Origin of the sequence: Algoriphagus sp. TR-M9 (genome assembly GCF_027594545.1) — a bacterium.
Lineage (GTDB): Bacteria > Bacteroidota > Bacteroidia > Cytophagales > Cyclobacteriaceae > Algoriphagus > Algoriphagus halophytocola.
Window position 1 is genome coordinate 2,424,733 of sequence record NZ_CP115160.1, and the last position, 20,174, is coordinate 2,444,906.

9 protein-coding genes are annotated in these 20,174 nt (G+C 44.5%); 1 reads left to right on the plus strand and 8 read right to left on the minus strand.

Annotated elements, in window-relative coordinates:
- Positions 1-3: 3 nt before the first annotated feature.
- The gene (locus tag PBT90_RS10490; protein WP_264810473.1) at positions 4-1,074 is read left to right on the plus strand and encodes an alpha/beta hydrolase; all 1,071 of its coding nucleotides are present in this window, start codon (positions 4-6) and stop codon (positions 1,072-1,074) included.
- 59 nt (positions 1,075-1,133) lie between these two features.
- On the opposite strand, the gene PBT90_RS10495 is transcribed toward PBT90_RS10490, so the two are convergent.
- From PBT90_RS10495 to PBT90_RS10530, 8 genes are all read right to left on the minus strand, one after another.
- The gene (locus PBT90_RS10495) at positions 1,134-3,041 is read right to left on the minus strand and encodes a sialate O-acetylesterase (RefSeq protein WP_264810475.1); all 1,908 of its coding nucleotides are present in this window, start codon (positions 3,039-3,041) and stop codon (positions 1,134-1,136) included.
- Between the two features lie 93 nt (positions 3,042-3,134).
- Complete coding sequence (locus PBT90_RS10500) at positions 3,135-4,880, minus strand: glycoside hydrolase family 9 protein (protein WP_264810476.1); 1,746 nt, start codon at positions 4,878-4,880, stop codon at positions 3,135-3,137.
- Positions 4,881-4,920: 40 nt separating this feature from the next.
- Positions 4,921-8,145 (minus strand): VCBS repeat-containing protein, encoded by a 3,225-nt coding sequence (locus PBT90_RS10505; RefSeq protein ID WP_270128852.1) that lies wholly within the window; start codon positions 8,143-8,145, stop codon positions 4,921-4,923.
- 241 nt (positions 8,146-8,386) lie between these two features.
- Positions 8,387-9,655: a glycan-binding surface protein gene (locus PBT90_RS10510; RefSeq protein ID WP_264810479.1), complete on the minus strand. Its 1,269-nt coding sequence runs from the start codon at positions 9,653-9,655 to the stop codon at positions 8,387-8,389.
- A gap of 29 nt (positions 9,656-9,684) precedes the next feature.
- Positions 9,685-11,349 carry a RagB/SusD family nutrient uptake outer membrane protein gene (locus tag PBT90_RS10515; RefSeq protein WP_264810480.1) on the minus strand — a complete coding sequence of 555 codons (1,665 nt, stop codon included), beginning with the start codon at positions 11,347-11,349 and terminating at the stop codon, positions 9,685-9,687.
- An 18-nt stretch (positions 11,350-11,367) separates the two neighbouring features.
- Positions 11,368-14,526, minus strand: a complete 3,159-nt coding sequence (locus PBT90_RS10520; RefSeq protein WP_264810482.1) for a SusC/RagA family TonB-linked outer membrane protein — start codon at positions 14,524-14,526, stop codon at positions 11,368-11,370.
- A 440-nt stretch (positions 14,527-14,966) separates the two neighbouring features.
- Positions 14,967-15,950: a glycoside hydrolase family 5 protein gene (locus PBT90_RS10525; protein ID WP_270128865.1), complete on the minus strand. Its 984-nt coding sequence runs from the start codon at positions 15,948-15,950 to the stop codon at positions 14,967-14,969.
- Between the two features lie 99 nt (positions 15,951-16,049).
- Complete coding sequence (locus PBT90_RS10530) at positions 16,050-20,141, minus strand: hybrid sensor histidine kinase/response regulator transcription factor (protein WP_264810484.1); 4,092 nt, start codon at positions 20,139-20,141, stop codon at positions 16,050-16,052.
- Positions 20,142-20,174: the final 33 nt, after the last annotated feature.

Sequence of the window (20,174 nt, forward strand, 5' to 3'; positions counted from 1 at the left end):
CTTATGTTACGCAAGATTTTTCTAGGTATTTTCGCTTTGGCCATGATTCTGGCCATTACTTACATGCTGGGGCCCAAGCTCAATAAAGAAACTTTGACCATATCATATCCTGAGGTTCCTACCCGGGTAGCAGAATTAGAAGAATACATCCACCAGCGTGAAGATTCTGTGATAGGTTTAAAGGAAGGAAACCAAGCATACATCCATTGGGCAGACAGCAGCAATAAGCGCAAAACGCCCTACTCCATAGTGTACATACACGGCTTTGGCGCCAGCCCCATGGAAGGCGATCCGGTGCACCGCTTTGTGGCATCACATTTTGGGGCCAACCTCTTTGTGACCAGGCTTCCCGAGCATGGAATCCGAAGAGAAAATGGAATGGAGTATCTGTCTCCGCAGGCCTTGGCAGACGCAGCAGGCGAAGCCTATCAGATCGGCAAAAGCTTGGGTGACGAGGTAATCGTAATCGGGACTTCTATGGGCGGTGCCCTGACTTTACTTTTGGCCAGTCAGCAGCCAGATATCAAAGCAGTGGCTGTTTATTCCCCGGCTATCCGCGATTATGGTAATAAACTGGAAGCGCTATTCTCACCTTGGAGTGGAAAGTTAATGGAAAAAACCATGATGGAAAACAGTGTAATCCATCAGCAGCGAGAAGGCGAAAAAGCCGCTTATTGGTCGGAACATTACCATCTACATGCCTATGAAAGCCTGGCTCAGATTCTCTATGGCAATATGACCCCTGCTACCTTCGAGAAGATCAAGCAGCCATTGTTTCTGGCCTATTATTACAAAGATGAGGAAGCTCAGGATCGGGTAGTTTCTGTGCCGGAAATGAAGAAAATGTATGAAGAACTGGGAACTCCAGAATCACTCAAAAGAGAAAGAGCATTTCCCAATGCCGGCGACCACGTGATTGCGAGCTCTATTACCTCCGGAGACTGGGAGGGCGTCATGTTTGCTACTATAGATTTTCTGGAAAAAGTGGTGGGAATACCTGCAAAACCTGAATACCAGGAAATGATAGACGGATTGATGGAGGTGCAGGATTCTATGGGGAAAATAGAACAATAAAAGTCTCAGAAATATCTAAAAGCAGGTCCGGCAAGCTGAAAAACGCAATCCAGACCTGTTTATTCTTTACCAAAAATCTGTCGAAAAGGAACTGCCGGCAGTCCTAAATGATTAATCAAGTTAACCTCCGGATTATCAGCCCAGGCATATCGAATTTCTCCAGATTCCATGCCTGGAGGAAGGGCAATGCTGATTTTATCTTTGCCAACTAGTGCAGCCTCAGCCACTTCAAACTTTCCACCTTCCTTACCGATAATAAATCCTTTTACCTGATCTCCACTTTTTAATTCCAAACCCTTACCTACAGATCCAAAACTTAAAATCAAAGATTGCCCGGAAATTTCAAGACTTTTAAATACCGGCCCAGTAGCTAGATTATCTTCTCCATAAGAAACTTTTCTGGCCAATAACCAAAGCCTTTCACCCACATCTTTTTTATTTCGCGGGTGGATATCATCGGCTTCACCTATGTCGATAATGGTGGCCATGCCTGTTTTGGGAAGTTCCAGAGTCTGAGCTTGCGCCTCGCGCAGAAATGCCCAATCGCTAGCTGCCTGAACTTCTTGCCTTTCCATGAAATTAGCCAGCTGTACAAAAAGAAATGGTAACTCTCCCTGATCCCAGATTTCCCGCCAGTTTTTGATCATCGCAGAAAAAAGCGCCCTATACTCCTCATGCCGACCTGCATTACTTTCCCCCTGATACCAGAGAAATCCTCTGATAGAGTACTGAGATATCGGCAAAATCATAGCATTATACATCATCCCCGGCATCCAGTTAAACCATTCTACTTTGGGTAGCACTGGCTCTACCGCTGAGAAAGAATACTTCCAGCCGCCCTCTAGACTGATTTTCTGTTCATTCTGTGTCAGATACATCTCTCCCTGAGCTCCTATTCTAGGTTGATTATTCCAGGTGTTGATGGCGCGAATGCTGAGCACATTGGCACCTTCAGAAAGCATACCTGAGGGAATTTCCAAGTCAGGTACATTTACCCCCCAATTTTTATAGTGTAGCAATTCTCCATTCAGGTAGAGGTAAGCCATCTGGTCTATAAACGGAAAATGAAGGCTGACTCCCTCCGTAGAATTCAGCCTGAACTCCTTGCGAACCCATGCAATATCCTGCAGTGGATTGGCACTGGGCAAGTTGATACGCTGCCAATTGCTGTCATCAAATGAAACCGCACTCGCCTGTCTCGCCAGTAATGAATCTGGCTTAGCTACCATAGAATCACGTTTCTGACGGTTCATCTCATTGGCTTTCAGTTTTTCATCCCAGCTAGCCCTATTTTCTATGACATCCTCTGCTTGCTCATTGAAGGATCCTTCCATTTCTGCCAGAATTTCTGCATTGGTCCAGCCTTCTACCGGAGTTCCACCCCAGTTGGATTCTATAACTCCTACCGGTACTTTTTTCTCCAGGTGATTTCGCTTCGCAAAAAACCAGGCCACTGCCGAGAAATCCCTCATATTGACGGAATCTGCCACCTTCCAGGACCCGCCAACTACATCTTCTAAAGGAACAGCACTGTAGGAATTTGGCACTTTGAAAAACCGGATCTCCTCAAACCCACCTTCATCAAATTCTTCCTGGGCTCCGATTACTGCTGATTTCAAGTTCCATTCCATGTTGGATTGGCCGCCAGCCACCCACACATCGCCCACGTACACATCATTGATTGCTATCTGATTGACTTCCAATTTATAAGGACCACCAGCAGGTAGTTTGGGAAGCTTTAATAGCCAGGTACTATCCTCCTCCACAGTACCACTATTGATAGTGCCTGCCAAGGACACCCTTACATTTTCTCCGGGAATTCCTTTGCCCCAGATCCGTATAGCCTCATCTCGCTGCACCACCATTCCATCAGAAAATAAGCGAGGCAAAGTGACTGCAGAATCAAATTTTGATTGATTGCAGGAAAACAATAAGAAAAGGGCAAAAATAATCCAGGGCTGTCTCATGGGTGAAGTGGTTTCTGAGTGGAATTTGCTCAAAATTATTGAAACATAGAAGCTAATTTATTCTCAAGCTAGCATTTCAACTTTGACTTTGGCTTATTTTCCTTCCAAGGCCTCTACTGCATTCACTAAATAGGCAAATGGGGCACTCCAGTTGATCGCGATTTCATTACTGGCATAGCTACAGGTGACATCACTGTAGGACTCGTCCGCAATTTTACTCGGGTATTCGCAGCCATCCTGTTGACCTGGATTGGCTCCTCCCACCATAAATCCTGGCAAAGGCGGAAGATCCGGTCTGGATGCCGCCAGTCTATGATGGGGATGCTGCGGGCTTTGGCTACCAAAACCTGTGACATAGCAATAATTTACCGCATTTCTCCCTAGGATATAATCCAGATTATCTAATGCTGCGGCGAGAAATGCCTTTTCTCCGCTGTACTGATAGGCATAAAGCAGTAATATGCCTTGATTCGAAGCCACAGCATTGCTCCCCCATACAAAATCCTTAATATTTCCTCCCATCGGAGTATGATAGGCAGACTGTTCTGCATGGTCCAGGTGCGTTCTGGCCTCAGCCAGCAGATTGGCCTTTAGTGTGGAAACCCACTCTGGGGAGATCAACTCCAAATCCTCCTGATGCCGAAGAATGGAATAATACCCCATCCAAGAAACCTGGGACCAAGAGGGTAAAACAAAATGCTGATTGGCATTTTCAAGCTGTTCCCAATAGGCCAAATTATGAGTGCTGATGAAGAGTTCGGCAGCTGCCCAAACCCACTCATCCTGCAGATTTCGGTCCCCATAGGCGCCTGTAGTAATATCCGGATCGTAGGATTGATTCATCAAATTCTGCTGGTACAGTACCTCAGGATTCTTTTTTGCCCAAGTCCAGGCCTTCTCCGCAGCCTTCAGGTACCTGACAGATTCCTCAGGATGATAAACTTTATAAACCCGGGCAGCCTGGGCCATCACTGCAGCAAAATCCAGAGTAGCCGCAGTTCCTTTTGCGACCAAATACCGCGGATTGGTCGCTTCATGGGGAGCTACCATTCCTTCAAAATTTGCCGTGGTCAACTTGTGATAAACTCCCCCATCGTCAGGATCTTGCATGCTGAGCATCCAGTCAAGATTCCAGCGAATCTCATCCAGCAAATCAGGATTCGGATTGGATGACTCCGGAATATTCAGATTTAAGGATTGGAAATAGGCTGGAAAGTCCTCATATAAGGAAAGTAAAGTTCCTACGGTAATTCCTGAGTTGACTACGTATTTATTATAATCGCCTGCGTCATACCAGCCATAAGGAGAGGCTAGTACGGTACCCTCAGGTCTGTTTTCTGAAACAGCAGAGGCATGAATTCTTACTTCATCATCAGGGTGCCCCATTTGCCTGGCCCACGCACCTGCTTCCTTTTCCTGAAGGGAAGTACTTGCTCTTTGAAAATAAAAGGCCTTTAAGCTCGCCCTACCCAATTCTGCATATACTTCTTCCTGGATCTGAAATGGAAAGGACTTGCCCAGTCCATTGATGATTAATTCAAATTCACCTACCTGTCTAAAGTCCGAAAAATCTGCAATTCTACTGGGTATTCCCGATAAAGTCGGAGAGGTTTTGCTACTAATAGGTCCTTCATATACTATCTCTTTGGTATGGTGATCCAACAGATAAAAGCCTTTTGCCTGTTCATTATCTAGCAAAACAGCAAGTTTTTGCTCATCTGGATAAAAGCCTACCTGATTCAGCCGGATAGTCTCAGTTACCTTTAGGTTATCATCTACCATTTGACCCTTACAGCCTATAAGTATCACTAGCACAAAACCTAATAATGTCAAATTCATTTTCATCTTAACTATTTGAAATATAGTATCTTAAATGTATTTATCTAATGTAAAACCCAAGCTTCAAAATTTCCGAATTGGATTGTGCTACCCATACCACATTCTCATGCGACCAGGCATCTGTAATAGTAGTTCTAAGTTCCAGTCCCATACTCCGCACATCAGAAATCTCCCAGGTGCCTGACTCATTTTTATGCACCACCCATCCGGGGTTGGCATCTATCCTACCTAGCTTCAACCGCGCATTTTCCTGATTCCCCAAAAGCATCAGTTCAAACCCCGTTTCAGCTTTCAAAGTGGCAATAGCCTGAATAGGTGAGGACTGCACCAAGACAGGAAGCTGAACCTCATCAAATTTGCCGTTTTTCAAAGTGTACATTTGCGTTTGGAGGCTTTGCGCTTGCAGAACTGCTGCCCGCTTCCGCTCATCTTCAGTCAGTATGTCTGAAATCCTTGCTGTGGAATAGCCTTCATGGGTAGGAAAAAGCCCTTTCTTTTTGTACAGCTGCGCAGCCAGTTCATCTCTGGAAAAGAAAGGATACTCCTCTCCCATCACTGGGAAAGTCATCAGGGGATCCACTGATCCATTTCCATCAAAGTCTTCGAAATAAACCTGTAACGGCACATTCTTATGGGTTTGAAGCCTAGAATTCAAGCCCCAATTACCAGCGATCAGCTCAGGATTACCATCCTCATCCAGATCCTTCACCATCAATGCTGACCATAGGCCGGATTTTGCACCTGGGAGAAATTCTTCGGATCGATCTACCACTTCACTGTTCCGGAAATTCAAAATCCGGATCCGGTCAAACTCTGAGGCTATAATCAATTCTTCTGTGCCATCCTGATCCAGGTCAAAGCTTTGAACTTCTTTGACTCTTTGTATAGCTTCCAGAGAATGAAGTGTAAATGAACCTTTCCCGTCAGAAATCCAAAGTTGGCTGGCGGCTGACTCTGGCCATCTTCCCGGCACATAGCCAGAACCTACGAAAACATCTTTTACCCCATCCCCATTGGCATCCCAGGCACTTACAAACTCCGTGGGATGAATGCCAAAATCGAATGATGATTCCGCGAACTCTCCCGTTCCATCGTTGATCAGGAGCAGGTTTCTTTGGTGAGTATCTGAAGAATCCAAATCAAAATACCCACCTCTTCCCACCATAAGATCCAAATCTGAATCCCCATCCACATCCAAAGCAGTGATGGACGTTATATTCGGGAAATCAAATTCATAGATCTCGTACCGGGAGTTATTAAAATCAATTCCTCCTTTTGATACTGAATAGATCTTTTTCCCATCAGAGATGATCAATTCAGTTTCTCCATCCCCATTCAGATCTGCTTCCAGCAAAGAACTCTTGTGCTGGGAAAGCCCATAGAGCAATTGGGATTGACGTTTAAAGTCATTGGGAATGGCGGGCTCACCTGCAATAGGAAAGCTTCCAATTTGCGTAAATCTCATTACTTTGAGGTTTTCTTCTGGAATCCTATTCCCCGCACCAGCCTCTTCAATAGTATGAATTTGATTGATCGCTGGATTGATAAGCTTACTTTCTTTTCTATTTTTCCACTGCACGAGTACAGAATCAACGCCTCCATCTCCAAGCCCAAAGTGCAAAAAAGCGGTAACATTGCCCTGATAGCCCTTATAAACCTGCTGTTCCTGATAGTTCAATTGACCCTTTTGATACACATAAACTTTGGCTCCTATGCCATCCAGATTGCCTTCGATTCCTTCTAAGCGGATTTGTATAAAGGTGCTTTCCTTACGCTCTGCGGTAAGATTTTTGTAAATCTGTGCAGGCTCGTTCAGGTTGTTCAAAATCAAATCCAAATCCCCATCCAGATCCAAATCTGCATATACTGCCCCATTGGAATTACCTGGGCTATCTAATCCCCAGCTGGCCGATTGGTTTTCAAACTGAAGACCATTGCTGTTTTTGAAGGCGTAATTACCCACTTTGGTCGCAGGCATTTGCTCGATCAGCTTTTGAATTCCTTCAGCGGTAACTTTGGAATTTTGCAGGTATTCATTTCTATAATTGATGAAATCCAGATTGGTGAAATCCTTCAAAAATCCATTACTCACAAATAAATCCGTAAAGCCATCATTGTCAAAGTCCGCAAATAAGGGCGCCCAGCTCCAATCTGTGGCACTTACCCCGGCCAGTTGCCCGATTTCTGAAAAGGTCCCATCTCCCATATTCAACTGCAGCATGTTCCGCATGAGCTGGTGATGGAGTCCAGCTTTCACAAAGAGATTGTAATGCTCATAATTCTCAGGCGTGAACAGAAGCTTCTGCCTCGCATTATCCTCCGGAAGCATGTCCAAGGAAAGCAGATCCATTTTTCCGTCCCGGTTAATATCCGCTGCATCCACTCCCATGGTGTACAGACTGGTATGACCCATCGCTTCATGGATTTTGTCTACAAAAGTGCCGTCACGCTGATTGATGTATAAATAGTCCGGGGCGGAATAATCATTTCCCAGGTAAATATCCGGGTAACCATCTCCATTGAAATCTGCGATAGATGCGCCTAGCCCATAGCTAAGGCCTGTTTCTGAAAGTCCAGATTCTTTAGTGGCATTTCTAAAAATGCCATTTTCATTTTTAAAAATCTTCGAACTGCTCATGGAATCAGCAGTAGCAAGCATGCTTTCAAAAGCATTGATATTCAGATTGTTAAACAAACTAGGATTATGATTGAGTAAGAGCATATCCAAATCACCATCCAAGTCCAAATCTGAAAAATAAACCGCAGTACTGAATCCTGGATCGTCTAAGCCATATTCAGATGCCATTTCTTTAAAAAAAGGAATTCCCTGCTTGTCCAATCCTTGATTGACAAAAAGCTGGTTTCTTCGCTGCGCCTCAGGCAAATCTCCTGAATAGCAGACATAAATATCTTTGAGTCCATCGGCATTGATATCTACGATCGCCGTCCCGGTAGACCAGGAATTTTCCCTTCCGGCGGTACCGGTGGCAAGGGAAATGTCTCTAAATTTCAGGTTGCCCTGATTCAAAAAAAGTTTATTAGGACCTTGATTTGCCGTGAAATACAGATCCTCAAGTCCATCGTTATTGATATCTCCCACAGCCACTCCGCCTCCATTGTAGAAATATTGGTAGGTCAGAATATTCGCTACATCAGTTTCCTGAATACGATTGGTGAAATCCACTCTGGTGGAGTCTGTGTTTTGCAGTTCAAAAAGAGTAGGAATACTTTTTTCCTGCCTATCTACACATCCGAAAAATAGCATTATAGCTCCAAAAAGGGGGATTTGGAGGAATCTTAAATGTTCGCTTTGGGATACTATAGATGGGAAGTTCAAGCTCAAAAGAGTAAGTATCTTAAAGAAAGATTATTAGGCAGATTTAGCTGCTGGGCTCTTTGTAGCAGATTCTGCGTAGTCAGTGAATACCATATGGGTTTAGAAAAAACTCCGAGACAAAACACTTTGCCTCGGAGAATGAAATAATAAACCTCTTATGCTATACTATTTAATTTACTGCTCTGATTACCCGTATGTTATCTACACCAAGTACTGCCTGAATGTCATTGGCTGTGGTATTGATAACTACTAGTCTAAGTTGTTTTGCAAAGCCATCTCCTTGTAGGAAATCGCCATAGGTATTGAGTCGGGTAGATCCATTGGTAAGCCTGGTCATGTTAGCTGACAAAGTGTACCAGCTTCCATCGGTAGTCTTAACAAAATCAGCCATTGGAATGTTATAACTCAGTTCATTTCCATTGGCATCAGGGAACCAAATCTGCATTTCCAAGCCCTCAATAGACTCAGTTGTATTGATAGCAACCTCAAATCTAATGTCAAAGCTAGCAGCTGGGGCAGATGGTTCATACCCTTCTCCTTCTGGGAAGATCTGCAATCCACTCCAGTTTGTCAAATTGATCACCTTATCATTGTTCCAGCCATAGTTTGCCGGGAAAGGCTGATTCATGCCACCGAAGTTTCCATCTATACCTTCTATACCCGGCTGAGATGGTCGGATCATATCACCTGACATGCCCCATCCCCATTCCCAAGGCCAAACCAGTGCGCCGTTGGTATCAAAATCAGCCACCATGCCTTTGTCAGCATAGATTTGCGTATTTCTATTGGTAGCTGATCCACCTGATCTGGTGACCACACTTATAGCTTGGCTTTCAGAGAAATCCAGTCCTTCAGGTACAGTCACCGTTAAACTGGATCCTGCAGAGTTGGTCTGGAATCCGGAAGTCACGTAAACGTCTTCACCTGGAAAATAAACGGTATCTACGAAGTAGAAATATCTACCAAAGAGTGTCAGTTCATCACCCGGTTTTACGTACTGGTTTTTCACCTGAGTAATCTGCGGTGCCGGCGGCAAAGTCTGGAAATCCATGATGGCTTCCCCGGCTTTGTTCACCAATCTAAGCGTATTCGGCACATCCGGGTTGGTAGCTACTGTAGGCACAGAATCACCCACCGTTACGATCACTGTATTATTGGTCACATAAGCAGTATTCACTCCCAGGGGATAATCATTCAGGTACACCTGTTGTGTTCCCAAAAGATTGTTACCCATAATCGCCAGGGTACTTCCTAGAGTAGCCGAAGTAAATGCACTATCAGCTGAAGTAGGATCTGTATTTCTCACCCGCTCAATGGTAGGCGGGCCTACGTTGATTTCATCCTCTTCCTTGCACGAGCCTAGCACAAGCACTAGGAGTAAAGCATTGGCTACTAGCAGGGAGTGAGAAGAGTTTCTAATATTAGTTATGATTTTCATGTTGTTTTCGTTTGAATAAACCTCAGCTATCAATTTTCAGAAGAAAAATCATAGGGTACAGGTGGTTTTCTCAGATTTGGAGCTCTGGAAAGTTCCGCCGATGGTATTGGAATCAAGAAGTTTGATTCGTTTACATCAAAGAACCGTGGAGAAGTGTCATCTTCAGGGATTTCTATTTCCCACAAAGTAGGATCAGGAATCTGGTCTGCATAGATTCTGAAAGTACCTCTATCCTGATTGGAGAGAATATCATAAGCTCTCTGCGGATCATAGTAGTGCAGTTTGGTAAATTCATACCAAGCCTGACCTTCCATGGCAAACTCCTTAATTCTCTCTTCGAATATATCCTCCCATGTCACCGAGCTGAGCGGACTTACACCGGCTCTTTCGCGCACCATATTTACATACTTCAAAGCTTCGGCAGGATTAGTATTCAACACTGCCTCGGCATAAGTCAAATAAACATCTGCCAAGCGCAGGATGTAAGTGTTGATTTCTGTTCCCTGCTGCACGACCTTTCCGTCATTGTCTTCAGGTCTACCTACCACATACTTTTTCACCCAGGCTCTTCCATTAAAGTCTCTGGTACCATCTGTATTCTGAGCCGGTACCCGAAGCTCCTGAGCTGAACCGCCGGCAGGTACTTGCGTGATGTACGGATAATGGTCACCTGGGAACATGAATGTTCCTTTTCTACGCTCATCAAAAACCAGATCGTCATAGAGATCCAGCATCCACTTGGAAGCTCCGATATCTCCACCCCATCCGTCACCGAACCCGGTGATCTCAGATCCATAAGCCAAGAATGCCTGCACGGAGTTTTGAGCTCCCCACTGACCAGCCTGACCGGCATTGTACACCCACTGCAAAGCAGCGAGAGTCTCCTGGTTATTGTTATTCTGAGTCTTGAACAGATCTTCATAGTTCTCCATCAAGGATGCGCCGGAGTTATCGATTACTCTTTTGGCATAATAGGCTGCAGAATCCAAATAAGTCTGGTTTCTGGTACCACCTACACCTGCACGTACCAAGTACATTTTAGCAAGCATACCTTCCGCAGACCATTTAGTCAGTCTGCCGTTCAATGCCGGAGATTCAGTCAAGTTCTCAGCTGCGAAACGGAAATCCTTGATGATAAATTGCCAAACTGACTCCTCGGTATTTCTGGCAATCGTAGTATCCTGAAGCAAAGCTGTGTTATTGGTAATAATGGGAACCGGACCCCAGTTTTGAACCAAATAGGAATAAGCCAAACCTCTCATGAAACGTCCTTCAGAGATACCGTAGTTCTTGATCCTTTCGGTCACCTCTTCTCCTGCAAAAGCATTGATATTATTGATCAATGAATTGGATTGAGCCACTACATTGTAGAAAGCTCTCCAAGAAGCACCGTTTTCACCTGTTTCACCTGTGGTATTGAATCGTACGTTTTCTAGCTGGTAAGAGCCAGAGGTCAATACTCCGCCCCGGGCATCACCAATACCGTGACTTGCTTTGTCATTGTAAGCAAACCAGACTATGTTATATAGCGGCGCAGATGCTGCCAAAATCTGATCGTCATTCTGATAGAAATTGGCATCTACTATCGCGTCTAATGGCGGTCTATCCAAGAAATCCTCCGAACAGCCCGCCATTCCTCCAAGAAGCAAAGTCGCCCCAAGGATTAGTTTATGGAATTTTGTGTTTGTTTTCATGTATTTATGATTTTTGGATTAGAAGTCAACACCTAAACTGAACGTATACATTCTCGTCTGCGGATATCTACCGTAATCCACACCGATCAGCTGGTTTCCTGCTGACACGTTGTTTCCTACAGAAGCACCCACTTCAGGATCATATCCTTTGTATTTGGTGAAAGTAAAAGCATTCTGAACACCGAAAGCCAGTTTCAATCCTCTGACTACATTCTGCTTGCCCAGAATTTCACTTGGGAATACATACGAAAGGTTGATGTTTTTCAATCTTACATAAGAACCATCTTCTACAAACTTGTCAGAGATTCTGGTACCGTTACCATTCAGGTCAGTTGCTGTGATTCTAGGAATATCTGTACCTGCATTGGCGATGAATGGATTTCCTGATTCGTCCATTTCAATACGCGCATAATCATAGGTTTCCAAAAGCATGTTTCTGCCCAGATTGACATTGTTTGGATTGATGTTCTGGAATCTATTGTAGTTATAGATATCTACTCCAAGTGCTCCAGTAAATAAGATATCCAAAGCAAAACCTTTATAGGCAAACTGCTGGGTCATGCCGAAGGTGAATTTCGGCCAAGGATTACCAATGAATGTCTGATCACGCTCATCGATCACGCCATCTTCATTCAGATCCTTGTACTTGATGTCACCCACATAGATTCCATCTTCGCCTACAGCAATCGGGTTCCCTGAATTATCCACTGGTCTAGCGCTTGACTCTACTTCTTCGATGGACTGGAAAAGTCCATCATACTGATAGCCATAGAACAACCAAGGAGCCTGTCCAGGTACTGCTCTTGCCGTGAAATCATTTAACCACCAAGCCGTACGGTCAATAAATGCAGCCTCAGAGAAGAACTTGGTTACCTCTGTTTTAAACCCTGAGAAGTTGTAATTCGAAGTCCAGGAGAATCCTGAAGCTCTATTGTCTATATTGATGGTATTGATGGTAATCCCGTAACCCTTGTTTTCCAAAGCACCGATGTTAACGGTAGGAGTACCTATGCTACCTTCTCCCGAAGTACCCATGTACCAAGGAAGTGGGTTTGGCAACAATAAATTATCAGTCTTTTTCAGGTAGAAATCACCTTCCAATTGAATTCTGTTATTGAACATATTCAAATTGAAGCCAAGGTTAATGGTAGAAGTTTCTTCCCACTTCAAGTTTGGATTACCAAATCTGGAAACCAGGAATCCTCCACCCCACTGGGTAGGAACACTAGGTGAACTAAGCGGTGCAAAAATCGCTCCTGCATCACCTTGGTTACCGGTAAGACCAGTTTCAAATCTCAGTTTGAATTCATCCATCCAAGTCGCATTGCTTAGGAAATTTTCTTCAGAAACTCTCCATGCTGCCGATACGGATGGGAAGTAGCCCCATCTGTTTTCAGGACCAAAGTTTGCAGAACCATCTGCTCTGAAAGCTGCCAATAAGATGTATTTCTCGTCAAAAGTATAATTAGCTCTTGCGAAGAACGACTCCATCGCCCAGTGATTAGCTCCACCGGAGTTAGTAGCTCCCTGTGCAGACCCCAAGCCTAACTGTGGTAAGTCATTGGATGGGAAGTTCACACGACCTGCATTCATAAATTCATATTGTGACTCCTGAGCCTCGTGGGAAGCCATGAGGTCCAAAGCATGCTTGTTCCAAACTGCATTGTAAGTCAACATTTGGTTCCAGTTCCAATAGAAACTGTTACTGGTCTCCTGGTTCAGGGTGTTTGTATCATTGGTCACCACACCTAGGGTGTAAGTTGGCGTGAAGAATTTACCATTATTGTAATTGATATTGGTATTGACCATGGTTCTGAACTTCAAGCCTTTTAATAGATCCACTTCAATGTTGAATCCACCCTGCGCACCTCTTCTCTTGTAGGTCCTATCCAGCAAATTAGCCAAGGCGATTGGGTTAGCTGGAGTAAATTGCAAGCTGGAACCGTTCACTGGATCAGCACCACCCCATGAACCGTCAGGATTGGTGACCGGAACATTAGGTGCCATTTGGATGGCATTATTGATCACATCGGAGCTACCTGTAGCCAGTTGCTCGTCGGTATGGAACAATTGTAGGTTCAGCCCGATTTTCAACCATTTTCTAGTTTGGTTGTCAATATTTGTTCTTACTGAGTATCTGTCAAATGAGGAGCCTATAGCGACACCTTCCTGGCTGAAATATTCTCCAGAGATGAAGAACTTTGTTTTTTCATTACCACCTGTCAAGGTGATGTTATGCTTGTTCAAAGGAGCAGTTTTGAAAAGTGCCTCCTGCCAGTCTGTACCTTCACCCAAAATAGAGGGGTCTAAGAAAGCAGCCGGTGGATCCCCGCCGGTAATTTCACGGATATCATTGGTCATCTCAGCATATTGCTGCAGGTTCATCACGTCTAGACTCTCAGGCTTATCCTGCAGGGTATGCAGGTAATTGTAGCTGATTTTAGTCTCCCCTTCTTTACCTCGCTTGGTAGTGATCATAATCACACCATTGGTACCTCTGGAGCCATAGATAGCCGTCGCAGAAGGTCCCTGCAATACTTCCATCGATTCTATATCACTTGGATTGAGACCAGCCAGTGGATTAGTAGAAGAGGTATTTCCATAAGAAACTGCCGATGGCTGTAGCTGAACTCCGTCAATTACATATAGTGGTTGGTTCGTACCACTAATGGAGTTTACACCTCGGATGTTCACTGAAATCCCTCCACCCGGAGCTCCGGTATTTTGGGTCACATACACACCAGCAGCACGACCTTGCAGGGCTTGCTCTACGGTGGTATTTACAGTACGCTCTATTTCTTCAGAAGTCACGGAAACCTGCGCACTGGACATGTCACGTTTCTTCATCGTACCATACCCGACCACTACAAATTCATCCATGGAAGCAATATCCTCTTCCAGGACTATATCGATCTGGGACTGATTACCGACTACTACCTCCTGGGATTTAAAGCCGATAAAACTATACACCAATACGGAATTGGTGGATGGAACGGTAATCGAATAAGTACCGTCCTCTTGTGTTGCCACGCCTGTGGTAGTGCCTTTGACCAGCACCGTCACACCGGGAAGTGAGAGTCCATCACCCGAACCGGTCACTTGACCTGTAACGGTAACCTGTGCGTGGACTACACCTGCCGAAAGCATGAGCCAAAGCAGTAATAGTTTTTTCATCATGTGGGTTTTAATTGTTTGAAAATTGGTAATAGGAATAGGTGCGAGTAGGAAAAGGTTTTTCCTCTGTGTTTTGCGGATGCAAATCCTTCGTTGGTTGTTTCATTATTTATGGGTTTGTCGTTATAAAAAATCATCGCTAACAACCCATCTCTGGTGAGAAATCCTTTTAGGAAGTAAAGTGCTAGAGTCTTGCATAGCTCTAGGCCAAAAGGATAAGATCAGATTCTGGGTTTATTGCTTTGATCCATTTAAATGTAGAATTAGCAATCGACTCTGAGGGTATTCAAATGTTTTCAATAAGGGTATCAAATGTTCCCTTAGGCTAAAACAACTGATAAACAGACTATTAACCTCTCACTTTTGAGCACTTTTTAGGTGAAATGAGGGAAATATTAGTAAAATATTTTTTTCACCTGCCACTCTTTTGCCCTTTTGAAGGATCACTTCAGTGCTGATTTGACGATTTTGGCCCAAGGTTTCAAGTCTGAATCTGCCCATTCCCCAGTAGAAGAAGCAGTAGGTAAAAGCATGGAACAGGTCTCGTCCTTATCCGCAATAGACCAAGCTGCCCAGGAAATTTTTCGACTTTCCATCCAGCTCAGCCAAGACGCCCAAGAGGCCTCATCTATAGGACCGTCACCGCTGGCTTCCATACCGGCACATTCAGATACAAAGAGTGGTAGCCCACTCTGGTGAGCAGCCTCTGCCCGCTCCCGCAAATAATCCTTATGCGTACCTGCATAGAAATGCAACACATACATCAAATTCTCCTGATTCAAAATGGGATCCTCAGCCACCAAGTGTATATCCTGGCTCCAAGTAGGACTGCCTACTAAAATCAAATTATCCGGATCGTACTTTCTGATCTCAGCTATAATCTCTTCGGAGTAGGCTTTGACCTCGGCCCAGGATTCATCATCCGGTTCATTGAACAACTCATAAATAACATGGGGATGATCACCATAAGTCTGTGCCATTTCTGCAAAGAATTCTTTGGCCTCCTCTTGATACAGGTCATGACTATGCCAATCGATGATAACATAAATATCCGCTTCAATTGCAGCGTCTACCACAGCTTTCACCTTTTGCTTAGCAAAGTCAGGATTATCCAGATAAGCACCATCTGGATCTACTCCCATGGCCGCTCTTACCAGATTGACATTCCAATCAGATTTCAACCAGTTCACAGTGGAGGAAGTGTAAAACCTAGGCCACCAGTTATGCCAGCCAAAGCTCACTCCGCGAAGCATCACCGCCTCGCCATCAAGGTCGGTCAGCTGTCCGGAACTGACCTTCAGCTGCCCGTGAAATTCATTTTTAAGTGCTAATTCAGGTTCAGGTTGAGGAGCTGGAGTAGGATCCGGACCTGCCGCTTCAGAGCATGAGCAAATCGCCACGCAGAGTACTAAAAGTAATTTCTTCATTTTGGGTTAATTAATTGAACCCAATATTACAGGAAGGAGCAGAATGCTAGGGGTATGGATTGTTTCCAATGAGGGGAGCAATCGTTAATTCTGGGCGAATTAAGAGGAAATCTCCTGTTGCTGGGCAGCATATTCCGAAGGCAGGGTTCCAAATTCAGCTTTAAAATGCTTCGCAAAATATTTAGCATTATTATACCCTACCATGTAGGCAATCTCCGAAATATTCAATTGACTCTTACTCAGCAGCTGAGCAGCTCGTTTCATTCTGATCAGGCGAATGAATTCTATAGGGCTTTTGCCGGTCAAGGACTGTAGTTTTTTGTAAAGTTGTACCCTACTCATTCCCAGCTCCTTGCTCAAAAACTCCACAGATAGTTGGGAATCTTCCAGGTGGTTTTCTACTATGCTGACGGCGTTTTGAATCAGTTGGTCATCCAGGGAATCTATTTTCACCTCGGATGCATTGATTTGGATCTTGTTTCGGTTTTGCTCTTGGGTGACATTTCGCTCACGTAGCAGGTTTTTAATGCTCAGTTGCAGCACATCCAGGTTGAACGGCTTGGTCAAATACAGATTTGCCCCGCTGTCCAGGCCTTGCAGCATGTTCTCCTCAGATTTTTTTGCGGTAAGCAATATCACCGGAATATGGGAAGTAGTGATCTCTTTTTTGACTTGCTGGCAAAGTTCATTTCCATCCATTTGCGGCATCATGAGATCCGTGACTATCAGATCTGGGATGTGCTGTTGAGCCAGTTCCCAAGCCTGCTTACCATCTGCAGCAGTGAGAATATGATAGGTATCGGAAAGGCAATCTTTCAGGTAATTTCTAAATTCCGCATGATCCTCTGCGATCAAAAGCACCTCTTTTTGATCATTCATCTGTTCTTCCTCAACTGCTATTTCATCCCAGTTTTCCGGCAAAATCAAACTTAAGGGGATAGTCACGGTAAATACTGCGCCCTCACCAGGCCTGCTTTCTACGTACAATTCTCCTTTCATGACCTGTACAAAATCCTTCACCAGTGACAGCCCGATTCCGCTTCCCTGATTCAGGTGTTGTCCATGTCCCTCAGTGGTGTAGAATCGCTCGAAAATTTTCTCCTGATCCTCCTCTTTTATCCCTACGCCAGTATCAGCTACGGCTAAGGTAAAGCTTCCTTTGTCCCCATCTTCCTGATTCAGATCCACCGAAACATTGATCACTCCGCCTTCTGGAGTGAATTTGAAAGCATTGGACAGCAAGTTGAAAATGATTTTCTCCAGTTTATCCGAATCAAAAATGGCCTGCTGGCTATTGATATTGGTTTCAAAATTCAAATGAATATGCTTGTTTTCAGACAGTTCCTGAAAATCCGCTACACATTCCTTGACAAACTCCACTACATCTCCTTCTGAGGGATGAAAGGACAAGCCTCCCCGCTCCACATTCTTCACATCCAGTAACTGATTGATTAATTTCAGCAGCCTGCGTGCATTCCGCTGGATGATTTGGTACTGCCCCAGCAAGGGGGAATTTGGAGAATCTGAAATCAGATGCTCGGTAGGTGTCAAAATCAAAGAAAGCGGGGTTCTGAATTCATGACTGAGATTGGTAAAAAACTTAGTCTTCAACTTGTCCAACTCCTGAACCCGATTTGCCTCCTGAATAGCCTGCTCCCGATCAAACTTCTCCTGTTGTCTTCGTATCAGTTGATTTCTGAAATACCAAATCACTCCTACGATTGCCAGGAAATACAGGAAATAAGCAATGGGAGTCTTCCAGAATGGAGCCAAAATCCGGATATCCAAGTAATATTCATAGGTACTCCACCCATCCAATACCGTCCCCGGCTGCACCACCAAGGTATAGTTACCCGGATCCAGGTTGGTAAAGGTCACCTTTGCCAAGTCATCATTCAGGTAAATCCAGTCTTCATTGAATCCTAGTAATTTATACCTGTATTTGTTTTTCTCTGGGTAAAGGAAATTCAAGGCTGAAAACCAAACGGAAAATATATTCTCATCGTGCTTCAGTACCAGCTCCTGCGTGTATTCCAGGGATTTGCTCAGGAGCACCCTCTTGTCAAATACATCACCCACCTGGACTTCCTCATTGAAGAGCTGGAAATCCGTAAACACTACCGGAGGATTATTGCTTTCGAAAGCAAAGTTTTCCGATTTGAAAATGTTAAAGCCATTTGGCCCGCCAAAAACAAATTCTCCCAAACTGGTCTTAAGTGCAGCATTCTTGTTGAACAAAGAAGCCTGCAAACCGTCTTTTTGGTCAAAATTTTGAAAAGAAATCTCAAATGGCTTTTTCGACCGGTCCAGGTCTGCATAGCTGAGCCCACTCTGGGAACTCACCCACAAGTTTCCTTTGGAGTCTTCCAGCATATCCACCAAATAATCGCTTGGAAGGCCCTCCTCTTCTCCATATTGATAAAAAGTACTGTCACTGGAGTCAAAGTAGTGCAATCCAGTGAGCGTAGTAAGCCAAAGCACTCCTTCATCATCGGTAAATAAATCGGTGATATTCCCGTCCAGCAAACCGTTTTCACTGGTTTCGGAGAAAAAGAGTCCAGTCTTCTGATCAAAATCCACCACATTCACACCCGAACCCCCAGATACCCAGACATTACCAGCTAGATCTTCCGCAAATCCTGTGATGTATTGGTTGTTAATATAAAAAGGAGCAGCCCCGGCAGGATGGTTTGAGAATGTCTCTCGATCAGCATCCAAAATAGCTATACCGGACCTCAAGGTGCCTATCCATATTTTACCAGTGCTATCCTCAAAAAGCCTCCAAATACTGGGATCGGGAATACCAGTGGAATCTGACTGATTGTAACTGTACCGTTTGAAATTAGTACCATCAAAACTCGCCAAGCCTGTGAGGTATGTCCCTATCCATAGAATCCCCTCATGATCCATCATCAAATCCACAATCACATCACCAGGCAGACTGTTGGCCTGATCTGGCCGATGCTTGTACTGCTGATAGGTATTTTTCTTTCGGTCAAAATAAATCAATCCTCCCCCGTTCGTTCCTATGTATAGGTTTCCTGCCTCATCCTCTACAAAAGCATTGATATCATTGTAGGGCAAAGAATTCGGATTGGCAAAGTTCTTTTGCACATGCGAAAACCGCACTAATCCTTGATGATAGTAGGCTACACCTTTTTTATGGGTCCCCACCCAAATAATGCCTTCATCATCTTTGAACAGGGAGTAGATCACATTATGAACCAAATTATTATTGCCCAGTTTCTCACTCCATAGATAGGATACCTCCCCGGATTCCTTGTCCAGCACATTGATGCCTCCATGATCTGTTCCCAGCCAGATTTGACCTGGCTTAGCTTCCACCACGGTTTTCACCAAATTGTTATTCAGCTTGAAATTCCCCCTGTTTTCCTGGTTGATTTCTATCTGATGAGAAAAGCCGTCCACCCGAAAAACCCCCAGATCCCGATCAGGATCATAGATCCAGGCGTCTCCTTGGGAGTCTATAAGTATTTCAAAATTTGCAAGCGCCGGAATCTCCTCACTGGGTAAGCGAAGTGTCTTCGTCACTATCAGTCTATTTGGATCCAAGAGGTCTATAAATCCGGTGCGGGAAACCACCCAAATCAACCCATCCGGCGCTTCAGCCACAGAGGCAATGCGATCCGAAGTAATGCTGCCCTTGGAAGCATTCTTTCTTACATATTCGGTTTTGCGGGTTTCGGGATTGTAAATACTCAATCCCAGCTCCGGGTGTGTAAACCAAAACCTATTTTGCCTATCCTCCATCAGCATGCCTACAGAATCAGAGGCTAAATGGTAGGTGTTCGAAAAAAGCGCTTTACCTCTACTGAATTTCTCTGTGACCGGATTATAGATATCATACAGGCCATTCATGTTTTTGACCCAGAGCATATTCTCCGGTCCCAAAAAAAGTCTGGAAATGCTATTGTTGGACAAGGAGGTAGAGTCATCGTTATTAAAAAAGGCCTTCATTCTGGTGCCATCGTAGCGATATAAGCCATAGGCCGTTCCGTACCACATCATTCCATCTGCATCCCGCACTATGCTCAGTACATTGGCATTGGCCAGCCCCAGACTTTCATCAAGATTCCTGAACACCAATTGAGAAGACAGATCCTGGGCGACCAATCCACCGGCCCAGCACATCCAAATCCCTATCAAAATACCTAGCAACCTTGCTCTCATACTCCCTTTTCTATATCGCCCAAATTATCAGAA